The sequence below is a fragment of the Acinetobacter sp. genome, assembly GCF_041919735.1.
Taxonomy (GTDB): domain Bacteria; phylum Pseudomonadota; class Gammaproteobacteria; order Pseudomonadales; family Moraxellaceae; genus Acinetobacter.
The window spans coordinates 78610-95721 of sequence record NZ_JAYRTF010000005.1; the positions used below are offsets into that span (position 1 = coordinate 78610).

The 17112-nt window shown below is 48.7% G+C and carries 15 protein-coding genes and 1 riboswitch; of the genes, 7 read left to right on the forward strand and 8 right to left on the reverse strand.

The genetic code is table 11. From position 1 onward, the window contains the following. Nucleotides 1-10: 10 nt before the first annotated feature. Nucleotides 11-214 (reverse strand): DUF1656 domain-containing protein, encoded by a 204-nt coding sequence (locus tag ACE3T3_RS04385; RefSeq protein WP_374664436.1) that lies wholly within the window; start codon nt 212-214, stop codon nt 11-13. Continuing rightward, nucleotides 207-2330 carry an FUSC family protein gene (locus ACE3T3_RS04390; protein ID WP_374664438.1) on the reverse strand — a complete coding sequence of 708 codons (2124 nt, stop codon included), beginning with the start codon at nt 2328-2330 and terminating at the stop codon, nt 207-209. Before ACE3T3_RS04390 ends, ACE3T3_RS04385 begins: the two co-directional genes overlap by 8 nt. A gap of 451 nt (nt 2331-2781) precedes the next feature. Between ACE3T3_RS04390 and ACE3T3_RS04395 the strand changes: the two genes are divergently transcribed. Next, nucleotides 2782-3555: an IclR family transcriptional regulator gene (locus ACE3T3_RS04395; protein ID WP_374664440.1), complete on the forward strand. Its 774-nt coding sequence runs from the start codon at nt 2782-2784 to the stop codon at nt 3553-3555. Nucleotides 3556-3754: 199 nt separating this feature from the next. On the opposite strand, the gene ACE3T3_RS04400 is transcribed toward ACE3T3_RS04395, so the two are convergent. Beyond that, nucleotides 3755-4402: an alpha-ketoglutarate-dependent dioxygenase AlkB gene (locus tag ACE3T3_RS04400; protein ID WP_374664442.1), complete on the reverse strand. Its 648-nt coding sequence runs from the start codon at nt 4400-4402 to the stop codon at nt 3755-3757. 135 nt (nt 4403-4537) lie between these two features. On the opposite strand from ACE3T3_RS04400, the gene ACE3T3_RS04405 reads away from it, so the two are divergent. Next, nucleotides 4538-6334: an ABC transporter ATP-binding protein gene (locus ACE3T3_RS04405; protein ID WP_374664444.1), complete on the forward strand. Its 1797-nt coding sequence runs from the start codon at nt 4538-4540 to the stop codon at nt 6332-6334. Nucleotides 6335-6421: 87 nt separating this feature from the next. On the opposite strand, the gene ACE3T3_RS04410 is transcribed toward ACE3T3_RS04405, so the two are convergent. From ACE3T3_RS04410 to ACE3T3_RS04425, 4 genes are all read right to left on the reverse strand, one after another. After that, nucleotides 6422-7375: a hypothetical protein gene (locus tag ACE3T3_RS04410; RefSeq protein ID WP_374664446.1), complete on the reverse strand. Its 954-nt coding sequence runs from the start codon at nt 7373-7375 to the stop codon at nt 6422-6424. After that, nucleotides 7372-8709 carry a glycosyltransferase family 2 protein gene (locus tag ACE3T3_RS04415; protein ID WP_374664448.1) on the reverse strand — a complete coding sequence of 446 codons (1338 nt, stop codon included), beginning with the start codon at nt 8707-8709 and terminating at the stop codon, nt 7372-7374. The genes ACE3T3_RS04410 and ACE3T3_RS04415 overlap by 4 nt, the downstream gene beginning before the upstream one ends. Before the next feature lie 344 nt (nt 8710-9053). Then, nucleotides 9054-9770, reverse strand: a complete 717-nt coding sequence (phoU, locus tag ACE3T3_RS04420) for a phosphate signaling complex protein PhoU (RefSeq protein WP_374664450.1) — start codon at nt 9768-9770, stop codon at nt 9054-9056. 85 nt (nt 9771-9855) lie between these two features. Continuing rightward, on the reverse strand, nt 9856-11220 hold the full coding sequence (locus ACE3T3_RS04425) for a TolC family outer membrane protein (protein ID WP_374664452.1): 1365 nt from the start codon (nt 11218-11220) through the stop codon (nt 9856-9858). 278 nt (nt 11221-11498) lie between these two features. Here ACE3T3_RS04425 and ACE3T3_RS04430 point away from each other — a divergent pair, with 278 nt between their 5' ends. Continuing rightward, nucleotides 11499-12539, forward strand: coding sequence for a hypothetical protein (locus ACE3T3_RS04430; protein WP_374664454.1), 1041 nt, complete (start codon nt 11499-11501; stop codon nt 12537-12539). 116 nt (nt 12540-12655) lie between these two features. After that, a riboswitch (TPP riboswitch) is annotated at nt 12656-12781 on the forward strand. On the opposite strand, the gene ACE3T3_RS04435 is transcribed toward ACE3T3_RS04430, so the two are convergent. Then, nucleotides 12742-12936 carry a hypothetical protein gene (locus tag ACE3T3_RS04435; protein WP_374664456.1) on the reverse strand — a complete coding sequence of 65 codons (195 nt, stop codon included), beginning with the start codon at nt 12934-12936 and terminating at the stop codon, nt 12742-12744. (Overlaps the previous riboswitch by 40 nt.) Before the next feature lie 13 nt (nt 12937-12949). Between ACE3T3_RS04435 and thiC the strand changes: the two genes are divergently transcribed. The 4 genes from thiC (at nt 12950) to dksA (ending at nt 17112) form a co-directional block, all read left to right on the forward strand. Then, nucleotides 12950-14863, forward strand: a complete 1914-nt coding sequence (gene thiC, locus ACE3T3_RS04440) for a phosphomethylpyrimidine synthase ThiC (protein WP_374664458.1) — start codon at nt 12950-12952, stop codon at nt 14861-14863. 83 nt (nt 14864-14946) lie between these two features. After that, the gene (locus ACE3T3_RS04445; RefSeq protein WP_374664460.1) at nt 14947-15567 is read left to right on the forward strand and encodes an NUDIX domain-containing protein; all 621 of its coding nucleotides are present in this window, start codon (nt 14947-14949) and stop codon (nt 15565-15567) included. 10 nt (nt 15568-15577) lie between these two features. Further along, on the forward strand, nt 15578-16387 hold the full coding sequence (gene cpdA / locus ACE3T3_RS04450; protein ID WP_374664462.1) for a 3',5'-cyclic-AMP phosphodiesterase: 810 nt from the start codon (nt 15578-15580) through the stop codon (nt 16385-16387). A gap of 209 nt (nt 16388-16596) precedes the next feature. Further along, nucleotides 16597-17112, forward strand: a complete 516-nt coding sequence (dksA, locus tag ACE3T3_RS04455) for an RNA polymerase-binding protein DksA (RefSeq protein WP_374664464.1) — start codon at nt 16597-16599, stop codon at nt 17110-17112.

Consider the following 17112-nt stretch of genomic DNA (forward strand, 5'->3'; position numbering starts at 1 on the left):
TCAAAAAATTTTAGAACACAGCTGTATGCAGCCAGTGCAGGCAGCCCAGTAGGATGACGTATAGGCAGAGGTAAAACACGCTGGGCATGGGCACCCAGCCTTGTTCAACCCATTGATCCAAGAGCCGCATGATCAGCCGCAGGACGGCATAGGCCGCTGCAGCCAGCACCAGCAGCATGGGCACATACACGCCATAAATATTCATTTCACCCATGTTGAGCTCCTGCTGCCTGCATGTCAGATTCGACTGACGTTTTTAATTGATGATGCCCATCGATGCGCGGCACATGGCATAAACTGCTTTGAATATTGTTGAGCGATATCTGCAGCCGTTCTGCCGTTTCAGCATCGTCTAATGCCGCGCTTTGCTGCTGAATCGAGGCAATTTTCGCCAGCACCTGATCTTTCAGCTGCGGCTCAGGATGCATCAGCTCTTTTTTACGGAAATACTCATCTAACAGCTGAATCAGATCTTCGATGCTCACGGCTACATCACGCTGGGCGGCCAGCTTTTGCATGAGTTCCTGCAGCCGCGCCAAATCCACCGCCGCACTGGCTTCAATGAGCGCCCGGTTAATGTCACGCTGTAACGATTCGGATTGCACCGCTTTGCTGTTTAAAATGCCAATGCGGTCGAGCATATTGCGCAAATGCATGCGGAACGGCACGCCATAAGGAATATAAAGCGCTTGACGGATCGCTTTGTAATGCAAGGATAAAATCCGCTGCACCGCCATTTCCGGCGACATGGCGCGGACCAAATGAATGATGTACACCGAAATAATCGGGCCGATCACGGTGCCGATCGAAGCATCAAAAAACATGATCTGATCGAGGCTGAAACGGTTCTGAAAGTTCAGCCCCATGACCGTTCCCATCAGCAGCGGCAGGCCGATGCCGACCAAAGGCGGATGCAGAAACAGCGTGAGGCAGTACATGACAAAAGGCGCCAGCACCAAACCGAGCTGCCAAAATGCCGTGACCTGCGGAAAGATGCCGTAGGCATAAATAAAGACGGCAAAGGCGGCGTAAATATTGGCGCGGATAAACATTTTCAGCGCAGGAACAGGATTATCCAGCGACGTCAAAATACAGGCGCTGATGGCCGCCATTTCCGCCAGCATGAATCCCGCTTTCCAGCCGCTGAGGATCCAAAATCCTGTGGCAATCATAATGATGAAAAAGGCAGACAATCCGCCGCGCACAGCCACGCCATGATCGCGGTGCAGATTCGGATAATTCACGGTCAGTGCCGTAACCGATTCAGGCAATGCCGCATCGCCAAGATTGATGCGCTGCCAAATCAGCTTGATGGCGCGGATATTTTGAATGAAATGCCGGATATCCATTTTCAGCCCCGCCAAGATGATGCGCTGATCCTGCGCAGCAGGCTGCATCAGCTGGTCAAAATCGGCATCAAATTCAGCGGGTAGCTGATTCAGATCAGACTCCTGAATTTCCCGATAATCCCGCATGAACGCATGGATATGCGCATGCAGAAGCCTGATGCTTTCTTGAAAGCGCCCATCGTGATTGAACAGCTCCAGCTGGCTCATGCGCTCGGACATGGCGACTAAATTACTGAGCAGCATGGTCATTTGATGGAGCATTTCCTGCAGCGGCTTGGTCATCCCTTTCAGCGTGGATTTTTCATAGCTCAAATGCACCGCCATCACATGAATATCCGCAATATCCCGCGCCAAACTGCCCAGGGATTGCGCATACCTTTTTTCATGCGGCTCCGCCAGCAAAATGCTGTCAAAAATCTCCTGCGTGTCTTGGAAAGTCTGATTGACCCGCACTTTCACTGCCGGGCCGATGTGCATTGGGAAGACGGTTGTCGTCACAATTGCGCTGCACACCACCCCGACGGTAATTTCCAGAAAGCGCCCAACGGCCATGTCAAAAATCGAAACCGTGTCGATATAGTAAACCGCGTTATAAGCGATAATCACCGTGGTATAGCCCGCCAGCATAAAGACATAGCTTCGCGGCGTCCGGTCCAGCAGAGACAAATACAGGCACCAGCCCACCCATGCCGCCAAAAATACGGTAAACAGCCACGGGGTGTTAATCAGCGCAGGCGTTGCAATGACTGACATCACTGCGCCGATCAGCGTGCCCAAAATACGGTAAATGCTTTTTGATGAGGTCATGCCGGAATAAGGATTGGCGATGACAAAGACTGTGCCGATAGCCCAGATGGGATAGGCTAAATTGAGTTCAAAAGCTGTAAAAAGCGCCAGCAGGCCTGCTGCAAACGTCTTAGACGCAAAAATCAAATCCATTTTATTCGGACGAAATGCGAGTAAAGGTTTGATCAGCAGCATATGGGCCCTCAGCAAGGAATGATTTTTTTGAGATGACTTCAGCGCGCCATTTTTTCAAATAGCGTAAACACGGCCCTAAGGCGCAATTGGAAAGCATTCAAAATACAGAGATGCGTACTGCCGGACAGCAGTCAGCAAAAAGAAATAACCAAAAGAACTTAAATCAATAAAATTAAAATGATTAATTATTCACCATTGGATATTTTGTTTGGTTATTTTTCCAAATAAAATATTTAATGTCAATAAAAATATCTCAATATGATAATTTGATTGTTTTCAAAAGCACATAATCACAAAAACACGCTAAATTTATCAGTTTCACCTATACTCATCTCACATGTTGAGAATAGCGCCATGAAATTCATAAAAACCCTGCAGAATTCTAAAGATTTTGTTATATAGTAATTACATCTCCAAATTTCTGATTTTCGGTCTCAGCAAGCAGGTTTCTATGGCGCTTTCCAGTTTTGGCAAAATTCTTACGGTACTTGATATTTTTTCACTCTCCCGCCCTGTCATTAATGTAGATACCATCAGTGAAGAACTGGGCCTGTCCAAGCCCACCAGCTACCGCTATCTCAAGGAGCTGGTTTCGGCAGAGCTGCTGCAGCGCCTCAGCGGCACATCCGGAGATTACACCCTCGGCTCAAAAATTGCGGTTCTGGACTACATTTCCCGCACCACAGATCCGCTGGTGCAAATCAGCATTCCCTTCATGCAGGAAATCGTGGAGCGCACGGAATTTTCCTGCCTGCTGACGCATTTGAACTATGATTCCTGCATCGACCTGCATGACGAAGTGTTTAAAAACACCTTGCTGCTGTCTTATGGCCGCGGCTGTCCGCGCCCAGTCTTTGTCGGTTCATCCGCCAAAGTGATGATGTCCTATTTGCCGAAGCAGCAGATTTTGGATTATTACCAGCGCTATGCCGCTCAGCTTAAAGAGGTCGGTTTTGCTGAAGATGAAAGCGACTTTCTCGGCAAAATGAAAAAGATCAAAAAACAAGGCTATTATTTTTCCAACGGCGAATTGGATCCGAATATTGCCGGCGTTTCTGTTCCTGTTAAATTTTCCAGTAAAGAGCCGCCTTTGGCGCTGACCCTGCTGGCATCTAAAAACCGCTTTGAATTCGTAAACTTGCAAAAACTCATTGAGACTTTGCAGGAAAATGCCTCGCTGATTGAAAAGAAATTCATGACTCTGTCTGAGCCTGAAATCCGCTGAGATTTTCAATAATCAGTTATTTTTACTGATTAAAAAACCGTTGCATTTTTAATTAAATTCTCATAATATGATTATTGTTCTTCACAACCATTATGTTCCATGACATGCTGGCAACGACATGAAGACATCCCTCAGAAGTCAAAAGCTCATGATTGCCATGGGCTTTTTTCTTGCCTGAAATTCTGTTTACGCTCTCTGCTCAATGCGGGAAAAAATAACGGAAGGTCAGATTAATGCGCGGCTGCACAATCTTGGCAGATTTTGCAATGCAGTGTTTCCAGTATTGCTGCGTTTGCCCGCGCATCACAATCAGCTGCCCGCTCTGCAGCAGAATATCTGCCTGATGCGGCCGGAACTTATGCTGAAAACGCATTTTCCGCGTTGCGCCAAAACTTAAAGATGCAATGACGGTTTCATTGAGGGCTGCATGCAGAGATTCATGGCCCTCACGCGGCAGCAAAGACGGTTCATCATCACTGTGCCAGCCTACGGCCTGCCGGCCATTTTCATACAGATTGGCCAGGCAGGAATTAAACGGATGCCCCGCCAGCTGCTCAATATGCTGTTTCAGCCGGTAAAGCCCCGGGTTCCATGCCTGCGCCTGCTTTAAACTGCCTGAGTAACGGTATTGATAATGTTCATCGCCATACCACACCACTTTGCGTTCCGTAATATAGCGCTGCCCATGCAGCACCACTTCATCCGGCTGCCAGGCCAAATGCTGCAGAAAATAGCGCAGATATTGGCTGCTCTGCGCTTCATTCAAAATCAGGCCATAATTCTGCACCATGCCGTCACACGGCAGCAGGTTGTCTTGGCATTCCGGCGCAAATAATTCCAGCGTCATGTCGGCACCTCCGCAGTTGTTGCCCTCAGTGTACTGAAAAAATGCGCGTCACAAATCAATACAATGCCGCAGCTTGTCGCTTTAAATTTTCAGGCTTAGACTCGAAAGCAGGTTTCACAATAAAAATAACCGCTTATGAATTTATGGCATGTCTTTCAAAAGCTGCGCCCCTTTGTCCGGCCCTACCGGCTGCTGGTCATTGCCACCCTGATATTAACTTTAATCGGATCATTAACGGCGCAGGTCAATGCCCTGACCCTGCAATATGCCGTCGACAGCATCAACAAGCTGGTCGAAGCCGGCCAAGGGCTCTCTGCGGGCTGGCATATTCTGATCACTATTTCCGCAATTTTGCTGGGCAAAGAAATCCTGAATGCCTTTGTGCAGTTTGGACAGAAATTTTACGGCGAAAAACTGCGGATTTTTGTGTCGCAGGATTTAGCGCAAGGCATTATTGAAAAATTCCTCACCTACCGCCTGAGCTTTTTCAATCAGGAGAACAATCAGGCCGGCAAGCTGCAAACCCGGATCGACCGCGGCATCGGTTCTTTAACCCGGCTGGTGCAGATCTTTTTTATTGATATTTTACCGCTATTTACCAGTGCGATTGTGGCGCTGGGCCTGATGTTCTATGCCAATTTTTATGTCGGGCTGGTGGCGCTGTGCATTGTGCCGATTTACTTTTGGCTCACCTACAAGCAGGCGCAAAAACTCGGCGGCTGGCGCAGAAACCTGCGGGATGGCCGGGAGCGCAAAAGCCAAGGCATTCTCGGCATTATCAATTCCATCACGGTGATTAAATCCTTTAACCGCGAAAGCATTGAGGCTGAAAAACAGCTGAAGCTGCAGAAGGAACTCACCGACAACCAAATGCACACCCGCCAAACCAGCTTTCTGTTTGACGGACTGAAAACCTTTATTGAACAAATCGGCATCGTGCTGATCATCATTCTGACCGCGTATTTCGTGCTGGATGGGCAAATGAGCATCGGCATGATCATGTACCATGTGCTGCTCTTTAACAACGTGTCCGCACCGATCCGCTCCCTGCACCGCATTTATGATGAAGTCAACGATGCGATGATTTACTCCGAAAGCTTCTTCAGCATACTGGAAGCGGATGATGAGGTTGAATCCACCGGCCAGCAAAAGCCGGTCATTCACGGCGAGTTTCAGCTGGAAAATGTGGATTTTTATTATCCCAATGGCCACCATGCGCTGAAAAATATCAATATGGTGATCCGGCCGAATAAAATCACTGCGCTGGTGGGCCTATCCGGCGCCGGCAAATCCACGCTGATCAGCCTGCTGGATAAGTTCTATGCGCCTGAGCGCGGCGTGATTAAAGTTGACGGCATCGACATTCAAGATATCAACACGCATTACCTGCGCGAACACATCGGTCTGGTGCTGCAGAAAAATCATATTTTTCAGGGCTCTATTTTTGAGAATATCCGCTACGGCAGAACCCATGCCAGCCTGGAGGATGTAGTGCTTGCCGCGCAAAAAGCCTCAATTCATGAACAGATTCTGCAGCTGCCGCATGGCTATGAAGCCGATGCGCTGATGCTTTCCGGCGGCCAGCAGCAGCGTATTGCTTTGGCGCGCATGTTTCTGAAAAATCCGCCGATTATTTTTCTGGATGAACCCACCGCCAGTTTGGATGCCATTGCGACTGAGCAGATCAAGCAGAGTCTGGATGAAATCAAACAAGGCCGCACGGTAATCATGATTTCACATAGCCTGTCGCAAATTATTGATGCGGACTATACCTATGTGATGAAAGAGGGCTATGTGGCCGAACACGGCGAACATGATGCGCTGTACCATCAGGAAGGCGTGTATAAAGAGATTTTTGATGCGATGGCGAAAAGCCTGAATATCGAAAAAATTGCCCGAACCTTTGAAGAAGATGAAGAAACGCATAGCTGATAGCAAAGCGATCTTCAGGCAACAATTTGATTCAGCAGCGCGCGCCCTATTACGCTGCTGAAGCATATCTGAGCCAGCCGGACCGCCTTAGAAACGGATGACCCACTCGCCTTTCAAATAGCCGAAATCGTAGTCAGGCCCATAATATGAAGCGCTTCGATTATAGCCTGCGCTTAAATTCAGATATTGTGCGCCATGGATTGGACTTTGCAGGCTCATTTCCAGCAAATGGGTATTCTGCGAAGCATCATGATTAATCTTTTCACGGCCCAGACCCGCCGTCACGCCTGCAGTCCAGCCTGAAAAACGCTTGCGCCAGCCTATAGCCAGCATGCTTTCTTGATAATCTTCAGGATTAAAATAATAGCCTCGCAGCTCAGTTTGATCACTATGGAACATGCGGTAACGCGCCTGCAGCGTCAGACCCGAATTCAGTGAAGGCTGATAAATCAATTTTAACCGACCATGATCACGGCGGTTGTCATCCGAGAAAAATTGCGAACCGGCCAGCCCAACCAGCGTAATATGCTCACCTAAGCCTTGGTCAAAACTGGCGCCGGCAAAGGTAAAATGAATGCCCTCTTCCAAAGCTGGTTTGGTTTCCACCCAATCACGGTTGGCAAAGATTTCAACAGCAGTTTTTTCTGCAAGCGCTGTACGGTAACTTCCATCAAAAGTCAGCAAGGTATGCCTGCCCTGATTAAAAACACCAGCATCGGCATACCAGCCATTTGCTGTTTTCGGATCAATATGCTTGGCGATATAGGAAACTTTTTGCCCGTCTTCACTCCAGTCTGCAATTTTATAATGGTAAGCGCTGGCCCGGATACCTTGATAATCGCTGGCATGCGTGTAGTCCATCAAAAATTCTGCTGAGAGCTTTTGCGTTTGAAAACCTTCGCTGTCATCACTGAAAAAGAATTCCGTGCCGGCGGCCCGCTCCAAGCTTTTTTCAGCAGGCGGTTCAGCGGCATTGCCAGCGGAACTGGCTAAAAACAGCAGCGGCACTGCCGCATAAATATGCATTTTCTTGTTATTCATTTGGTTCCCCATGTTTTTCGGGTTTTAAATATTTCATCCATATAGCCCAGCACGCTCGCCGGCTGCAGCAGAAAACTGTAGGCCAGCACGTAAACCAAAAAGCCGCTGAAATTTTTACGCACTTTCAAATTCATGTCTTTAAACATTCTGCACTCAATAGAATAATTCAGCAGGCCCAGCAAGAACGCCATCGGCAGCAGCACCAAAGTCATAATGCCGACAATCCAATAATATCCAAAGCATGCCAGCACCAGCCCCGGTACAAAGCCTAAAGTAAAGGCTAGATCCAGCCATGGAAAAAACAGATTCCAGTAAATAAAAAAAGTGGACAGCCTTGGCTTCACTAAAATGGCAGGATGCTGAATAAACGCTTCCATCATGCCCCGCACCCAGCGCTGACGCTGCTTCACGAAAACTTTTAATGAGGTTGGCGCATTGGTAAACAGGCAGGCATCTTCGCAGTGCCCTACCCGGTATCCGGCGTTCAATAGTGCCCAAGTCAATACAATATCTTCACCCACGCATTCCGGCCAACCGCCCACTTCAATCAGCGCATCACGGTCATAAATTGAAAATGCGCCTTGCGCAACCAAAGTACCTTGATACAGCGACTGCATGCGTTTGGTTGCGGAAATTCCTAAAAAATAATCCCATTCTTGGGTTTTTGTCAGTAAATTTTCACGGGAATTACGTACTAAAATTTTACCGGCTACCGCACGGGTATTCGGCGGATCCAGCTTATAGCGCTCGACAATATTGACCAAAGCGATGCGGTGCAGATAAGAATCTGCATCTACCGTAATAATCAAATCATGGCGCGCCAATTTCAGCCCTTGATTCAGCGCATTTGCTTTGCCTGCGTTCTGTTTCAGGTCTAAAAGCGTCAGCCACGGATATTTTGCCTCGGCTTGGCGCACAAGATCCGCTGTTTCATCTTTAGACCCGTCATTAATCACGATCACTTGCAGATCCGCTGGATAGTGCTGCAGGCTGATGCTCACTAAGGTATCTTGAATGCAGGCAGCTTCATTATAGGCAGCGATTAAAATCGTGATGCCGGGATACTCACTCAACGGCTGGCGTTTAGGCCGTCTGTCCATCATCAGGCTGATGGCCGCAAAAGAGTTCATAAACCCTGGAATAATCGCAATGCCGTAAATCAGAAAAACTGCTGCGAAAGCGCCGATCAGATTGCTCAGATCGTGCATCCAGTTTTGAGCCATCCAGATAGAGAAAGCCGTCCATAAAATTGCGCCGATCAGCGCAATCACAAATTTCAGCTTAACAGAAAAATAAATACCGGATTTCTTTCTGTTTTGCGCTGCAGCAACCATTGGCTTTCTCCCCCGCATCACTCTGTCCGCAGCGCTTTCAACGGACTCAATATCACTCAATCAAATGCGGTTTACACGCACTCTAAATTCACAAGTGTTTAGGCATTTTTATGACAAAAAAATCATGTGAATAATTATTTGTGTTAAATAATATATTATTTTGTAGTTGTTTTGATAACAAAATCACACTTTATTTACAAACCGTGTCCCAAGGACGCTTGTCTGATAAAGAAGTATCCGGACAAAGATCAGTTCAAGCGCTGCAAGTTCGGCCTAAATAAATGAAAAGACAAAAAAAAGCCCATCATCCGATGAGCTTTGCTGTCTCGCAAAGGGCGTCAGTATCAGCGCTGCACTTTCTGCTCAATTTCTTCTACGCTGGTATGGCGCACATCAAAGCCTTTGACCATATAGATCACCTGCTCAGAGATATTGCGCGCATGGTCACCGATGCGCTCCAGTGAACGCAGCACCCACAGCACATTGATCACGCGGGAGATATGCCGCGGATCTTCAATCATATAAGTCATCAGGGTGCGGGTTGCAGACTGGTATTCACGGTCAATATCCGCATCCGCCAGCAGCACTTTCAGCGCCTGATCCACATCTAAACGCGCAAAAGCATCCAAGGCATCATGAATCATGACCCGCACTTGGTTGCCGATGTGCCGGGTTTCCATATAGCCGCGCGGTGAACCGCCCTCTTCACATAAGCTTTGCGCAATGCGGGCGATTTTTGAGGCTTCATCGCCAATGCGTTCCAGATCGGTATTGGCTTTCGACATGGCGATCACCATGCGCAGGTCAATCGCGGCAGGATGGCGGCGCGCCAGAATCAGCGTCAGCGCTTCATCAATTTCAGTTTCATAACGGTTGACCGTATTGTCCTGAAACTGCACATCAATGGCCATGGCCGCATCAGTATCCAGCAGCGCGTGAATCGCATTCGCCACTTGCTGTTCGACCAAACCGCCCATGGTCATGAATTTGGTGTTCACATCCTGTAATTCTTCATTAAATTGAGAAGAAATATGGTGATTCAACACAGGATTATTTGGCAAGGAAGGCACTCCACAGCAACTGAATTGAGATAAAAATTTAAGCTGATATTAAAGCATAAACATTGTTAAAGTTTGATGACGGCGCTTATTTCTTTGCAGCCGCTGGATTTGCCGCAGGCTGATGGGCAGGTGTTGCCAGCCACGCATTCATTTCCGCCAGATCATCAGCGCTCAAGCGGCCCACCGATGCTTTCAGCTGCAGCACATGCAGTAGATAATCATATTTGGCATTCAAGTAATCCTGCTTGGCGGAAAACGCATTGCGCTGCGCCAGCAGCACATCCACCATGGTTTTCAGCCCTTCCTGATACTGCGCCGCGGATGCTTTGGACACTATAGCGGAGGAATCCATGGCCGCTTTGCGCGCCTCCAGTTTGGCTTGATCGGTTTCAACTTGCATATAGGCTTTTTTTACATCGGTTGACGCCTTGCGTACTGCAGCATCGACCAGCGCTTCGCTTTTCTTCACTTGAAGGGCCGCCTGCCGAATGGATTTTTGCGTACGGCCGCCATTGTAGGCATTCCAGCTCATCTCCAGCCCCACCTGATCAAACTTGCCGTCCTGCGACAGGATGGATTCCGGGCTTTGCTTGCTGTAGCCATAAGTGCCGACAGCTTCAATCTGTGGATAAAGTGCGGCTTTTTCCACACGCTTTGCGTCTTCTGCATAGCGGCGCTGGGTTTTAGCCTGCAAGATGCCCAAGTTTTGGCTCATGGCTAAATTTTCCCAGTCCTGAAGATTGTCCGGCACAGGTTTCTGAAATTGAAAATCATCCCGCAGCACCGCCAAATTGTCACGGTATGGCCCGATCAGCTGCTGCAGCTGTTCCTGCGCCAAAATCAGCTGCACATGCGTCGACATACGGTTGGCGCGCGCATTCTGATACTGCGCATTGGCTTCGCTGACATCGCTTTTCGCAATCAGTCCTTCCTTCAGCTTGGCATTCATCATTTTCAGCTGTTCAGACAGCGCCTGCTCTTCCTGCAAATTGGCCACGGTCAGCGCCTGCTGGCGCAGCACATTAAAATAAGCATCCGCCACTTGCAGAATATGATCCTGCTGCTGCAGGCGCAGGTTGATTTCACTCAGCTCAATAGAGGTTTTGACTTGCTTCAGGCCTTCCCACGCATCCCAGCGGAACAGCGGCTGGCGGGCCGTCAGGGCTATTTGCTTCGCCGTGGTGCTGCCCGGCATCTCCAGCCCGTAAGCGGCCGCATTGTTATTGGCATCTTGATTTTTACGGGTGATATTTCCGGAAACCGTGATGGTCGGCAAAAGATTGCTATTGGCAATGCCTAAATTCAGCTGATCGGCTTCATATTGCAATTGATTGGCTTGCCAATTGGGATCTGCCTGCTGAGCGCGGCTATAGGCGTCCACCAGATCCAATGCAAACAGCTGGGAACTTGCAGACAAAAAACAGGCGCCGAATAAAGCTTTTTTCTTCATTTGTTATCGTAAATCCATCACAGCCACCCCAGTCAAGCATGGCACTGACCACCAATTGTATGTAAATCCTCAAATGATTGATGCAATTTCCCGTATATTTTTTATTAATTTTTTATGCATTTATACCTACTCCGCCGCATTTTTTCATCAGAGCGGGAATTGCTCACCATGCGGTAACAAACAACTTCACAATACTACACAGTATGATGCAATTTCAGCTATAAAATATCAGCATTCCATCAGGCAAATACAGTTTTCCATTTTTTCATCGAGTCTCTGTGTCGAAACCATTTCTTAGCGCGGCAAAGCTCAGCTTTGCGAGTTTCTGCTTATTCTTGCTTGCAAGCTGCCAGCAGCAGCCTGAACCCCAGCCTGTGAAAGAACAGCTGGAATCATCGCATGTGCAGAACGATGCGGTAGATTTGACGTTGCTGTGCCAAAAACTGGAAAAAAACATGCTGGATATCAATAGCCAGCGCACGACCTTCGCTTTGGAACAGATCAATCACGATTTAAAAATCTGCCTGCCTTTGCAGACCTTAAGCCAACAGCAGCAGCTGCTTTCGCGCTCCAATGAAATGTATCAAAACTTTCTGCATGTAGACCGCACAGCAGCGCAGCAGCTGGCTTTTGAACAATATGCCTTTGATATGGCGCAGCATCCGACCATTCACCAAAGCCATTTCGAGCAGCTGCATATCCGCGATCAGTACCTGCTGAAGCATCAGGGCCAAGCTTATGTGCAATTGGCGGATTCAGCTTCTTCCGCCATCCATTACCAGCGCGATCCGGACTATCTGGCCAAAATTTTCGCGCCTTACATGCCGGAGGCGGAACGGGTCTTTATTGAAAATTTAGCCTTGCAGAATGTTGAGCCGGCTTTTGCCAATCAAGCTTTGCTGATTGAGCCTTTTGAAATTTCACGCCGCGCGCTGGTCTGGGAAGAGTACATTCATAAATATCCGAAAAGCAGCTACCGGAAAGATGCGCAGCACCTGCTCTATGAATATAAACTGTTTTTATTCAAAGGTTTAAAAAAATCACCTGTCTCCAGCAACTATGCAGACCCTCAGGATGTGCACGTCAGCTCGCTGGAAGAAATCAAAAAAATCTCCCGGCTGAACCATTCTGAACTGGCTTTGCAGGCCAAAAAATTCCTGCAGTTTTTAGAGATGGACAGCGGGCAGCGCCTTCAGGCCGCTGGCGCTAAAACCGGGCTAAGCGCATGGCAGCAGCTCGAGCTGTATCTCAACTTGCGCAACCCTGTACCGCATTACAAAAAAGACTGTTTTTCAGACGCCATCTGCCTTGAACGCTGACGCCAAGGTTTTCAATTCAGGCATTTGCCATCATCTGCGGAACAGTCTTGGCCGCTCTCCCTTTTCTGCTGCAATTGCTGGCTGTTCTTTATGCGCAGACTCCGTTAATATGGACGCATCGCTTGACGGAGCGCGGGTAATCACCCGCTGAGATCACTAAAAAGCATTTGATGTTTTTGATGGTGAGTACCGTTGAACCTGATCAGGTTAAGACCTGCGTAGGAATCAAGCCATCTGAAAACTGAACGCTTTGCATTGAATTATTCAGCAGAAATGCATTGGAATTGAACTCACCGCCGGCTGCAGCAGCGCTGCTGAGGGTGAAATCAGGACCTTTTGAAATAAGCTCAATCCCGCTCCCGTTTTTGGCCGTGCTTGATTCGTTGATGTCATTCATAAGGATCATTGCAATGAACCAGTTAACGAATCTTTCTTCTGCCCAAGAAGACCCATCCCGCCCTCAGCAAGACCAGCATGAACAAGATGCCAAAGATCTGACCCGCATTTTGCCCGCTTCGCGCAAAGTCTATATCCAGGGCTCCCGTTCCGATATTCAGGTGTCGATGCGCGAAATCGCGCTGACCGACACGCCGACAGGCTTGGGCGGCGAAACCAATCTGCCGCTGATGGTGTATGACACCTCAGGCGCCTATACCGATCCCAATGCGGCCATTGATTTGAATCAAGGCCTGCCGAATATCCGCGAAACGTGGATTGCCGAACGCGCAGACACTGAACGCTTAGACCAGCTGAGTTCTGAATTTGGACAGCAGCGCCTGAAGGATATCCGCACGGCAGGCATCCGCTTTGCGCATATTCAAAAGCCGCGCCGCGCTCAAAGCGGCAAAAATGTCACGCAGATGCATTATGCCAAACAAGGCATCATTACTCCGGAAATGGAATACATCGCCATCCGTGAAAATCAGCGCCAGCATGAAGGCGCCGATATGCGCCAGCATGCCGGACAAAACTTCGGCGCGCGCAACCTGATGGAAATCACCCCGGAATTTGTGCGCAAAGAAGTTGCTGAGGGCCGCGCTATTATTCCGGCCAATATCAATCACCCTGAATGCGAACCGATGATCATCGGACGCAACTTTTTAGTGAAAATCAATGCCAATATCGGCAACTCAGCGCTGGGTTCATCCATTGATGAAGAAGTGGCGAAAATGACATGGGCGACGCGCTGGGGCGCCGATACCATTATGGATCTGTCGACGGGGCAGAATATTCATGAAACCCGCGAATGGATTATCCGCAACTCGCCGGTTCCAATTGGCACAGTGCCGATTTATCAGGCTCTGGAAAAGGTCAATGGCGTAGCCGAAGATCTGACCTGGGAGATTTTTAAAGATACCCTGATTGAGCAGGCGGAACAGGGCGTAGACTATTTCACCATCCATGCCGGCGTCTTGCTGCGCTATGTGCCGATGACCGCCGGCCGCCTGACCGGCATTGTCTCCCGCGGCGGCTCCATCATGGCGCAGTGGTGCCTGGCCCATCATGAAGAAAACTTTCTGTATACCCATTTTGATGACATCTGCGAAATTATGAAAGCCTATGATGTATCATTCAGCTTAGGCGATGGCCTGCGTCCGGGCTGCATACAGGATGCCAACGATGAAGCGCAATTTTCCGAGCTGCGCACCTTGGGCGAACTGACCCACCGCGCCTGGCAGCATGATGTGCAAGTGATGATTGAAGGCCCTGGCCATGTACCGATGCATATGATTAAAGAAAATATGGATCTGCAGCTGGAAGTGTGCAGCGAAGCGCCCTTTTATACCCTCGGCCCGCTGACCACGGACATTGCGCCGGGCTATGACCATATTACTTCCGCGATTGGCGCGGCCATGATCGGCTGGTACGGCACAGCCATGCTGTGCTATGTCACGCCAAAAGAGCACTTGGGCCTGCCGAATAAGAAAGATGTCAAAGACGGCATTATCACTTACAAAATTGCCGCGCATGCCGCTGACCTCGCCAAAGGCCACCCGGGAGCGCAGGCGCGGGATAATGCCCTATCCAAAGCGCGTTTTGAATTCCGCTGGGAAGACCAGTTCAATCTCAGCCTGGATCCGGACACGGCGCGCTCAATGCATGATGAAACCATGCCCAAAGAAGCGCATAAATCGGCGCACTTCTGCTCCATGTGCGGACCAAAGTTCTGTTCGATGAAAATCACCCAAAATGTCCGGGAATATGCGCAAAATCAGCAAAATGAGAACTTAAACGCAGCAGACCGCGCTGAGATTGAGGCCGGCATGCAAAATATGAAAAACACCTATCAGGCACATGGTCAAAAGTTGTACCACAAAGTGTAACTTGATTAAAAAAAAATTGGTGTTCGTATAAATCTCAGTTAGGATGAAAACAGCAGTTTTCATCCTTTTCACTTTATAAGCGTATGAATATTATTAAACAAGCGTCATATAACAACAATGATTTCGCGATTGAAGGACGTGATTATCAATTTAAAGGCTTTATTCAAGTTGAAAAAGTCAGCCTGCGCCATCGGCTGTTCGGGCAGGCCCAATACACCCCCATCATCCATCGGGAGCTGATTCATCGGCCGGAAGCCGCAGGCGTGCTGATTTATGACCCGAAGCAGGCCAAATTCGCCCTGATTGAACAGTTCCGCATTGGCGCCATTGATGATGCAGAATCCCCTTGGCAGCTGGAAATCATTGCCGGCGTTCTGGATGGCGATGAATCGCCTGAAAGCTGCATCCGCCGTGAAAGCCTTGAGGAGTCCGGCTGCGAGCTGAAAGAGATGCAGCATCTATTCAGCTTTTACCCCTCTGCCGGCGCCTGTTCGGAATTTTTTCATTTATATGCGGCGGAAGCGGACCTGCCGGAACACGGCGGCATTTTCGGCATGCCGGATGAAGGCGAAAATATTCTGCTGCATCTTTTTGACTATGCCAGCCTGCCGGAACTGCTTGCCGGCGGTCGGCTAAAAAATGCACCTGTCATTATGGCCTTGCAATGGCTGCAGCAGAAAATTCATACTATAAAGAATGTCTAAGGGGAAGGACATGCCTTTATCAAATCTTAAAGCAAGTGCATCGGACTGGACCATTGTCCAGATTTCCGATACCCACTTGATGGATCAGGACAATCTTGAATTTGCCTCGATGAATCCTGAAAAAAGCTTTCATGATGTCATCCGGCACATGATGCAGCATACGCCTGAAATTGACGCCATTATTCATACCGGCGATGTAGCGCAAGTGCCCGTGCCGGAAACCTATAGCCGCTATCTGCACTTTATGCAGGCGCTGGATCTGCCGCATTTCCAGATTCCCGGCAATCACGACGATACCGCCATTTTCCCTTTTTACCGCCAGCAGGACCGCGCGCATATGCTGAGCTTCGGCAATTGGCGCCTGATTCTGCTCAACAGCGCGGTAAAAGGCAAAGTCGACGGCTGGGTCTCGCAGGAGCAGCTGAGCCAGCTGGATCAATTGCTGAGTGAACAGGCACAGCAGCACGTCATCATTGCCTGCCACCACCACCCTTTCGCCATGCAGTCTTCATGGATCGACCAGCATAAGCTGAAAAATGCCGATGACCTGCTGGCCGTGATCTCCAAGCACCGCAACGTCAAAGCGGTTTTATATGGCCATGTGCATCAAGCCTCCCGCAACGACCTGCATGGCGTGCAGTTTTTATCGACGCCGTCCACCAGCGTGCAATTTAAGCCGCTCAGCGAGTCTTTTGCGCTGGATGCGTCCTATCCGGGCTACCGGGTGCTGCATTTGAACGACAATGGAGAGTTTTCCACGGAGGTAATCCGTGTAAAAATCGATCAGCCTCAAATTAATGGTGAAATTTCAGGTTATTAACTTTTCATTTGCTTTTTTTTCCATTAATTTAATGCCTCTGATGGAAAAGCGATAGTCAAGCACCAAACATCTAAGACTATCAAAATCGAAAAAAAGTCTATATGATGACGGCCCCTGCTGGAAGAATCTTCTGCAAGGGTCGATAAAAAACTTGCATATCACCATATTTTTTGCGTATAGATATATGCATATGATGAGGAATGCCCTATATGGCGAATGACAACCAAAATCAAGTCTTGGACGAACAGGCTGATACTGCTGTGAAACGCGTCCGCAAAACCAAGCCAAAGGCTTCTGAAAGCGGTTCTACAGCTAGCTTATTTGGTATTGAGCCTTATCAGCCGAAAAAAAATGAAGAATATATGTCTGAAGGCCAGCTTGAGCACTTCCGCCGTATTTTATTGGCATGGAAAGCTGAGCTGATGTCTGAAGTCGACCGTACTTTAAACACCATGCAAGATGAAAACACAGCGCTTCCTGACGTGAATGACCGTGCAACGCAAGAGGAAGAATTTGCGATTGAACTGCGCACACGTGACCGCGAACGCAAGCTGATCCGTAAAATTGAACAGTCAATCGAAGCCATCAAAAACGATGATTACGGTTTCTGTGAAACTTGCGGCATTGAAATTGGCCTGCGCCGCTTAGAAGCGCGCCCGACTGCGACTTTATGCATTGACTGCAAAACCCTTGCAGAAATCAAAGAGAAGCAAAATAACGGTTAA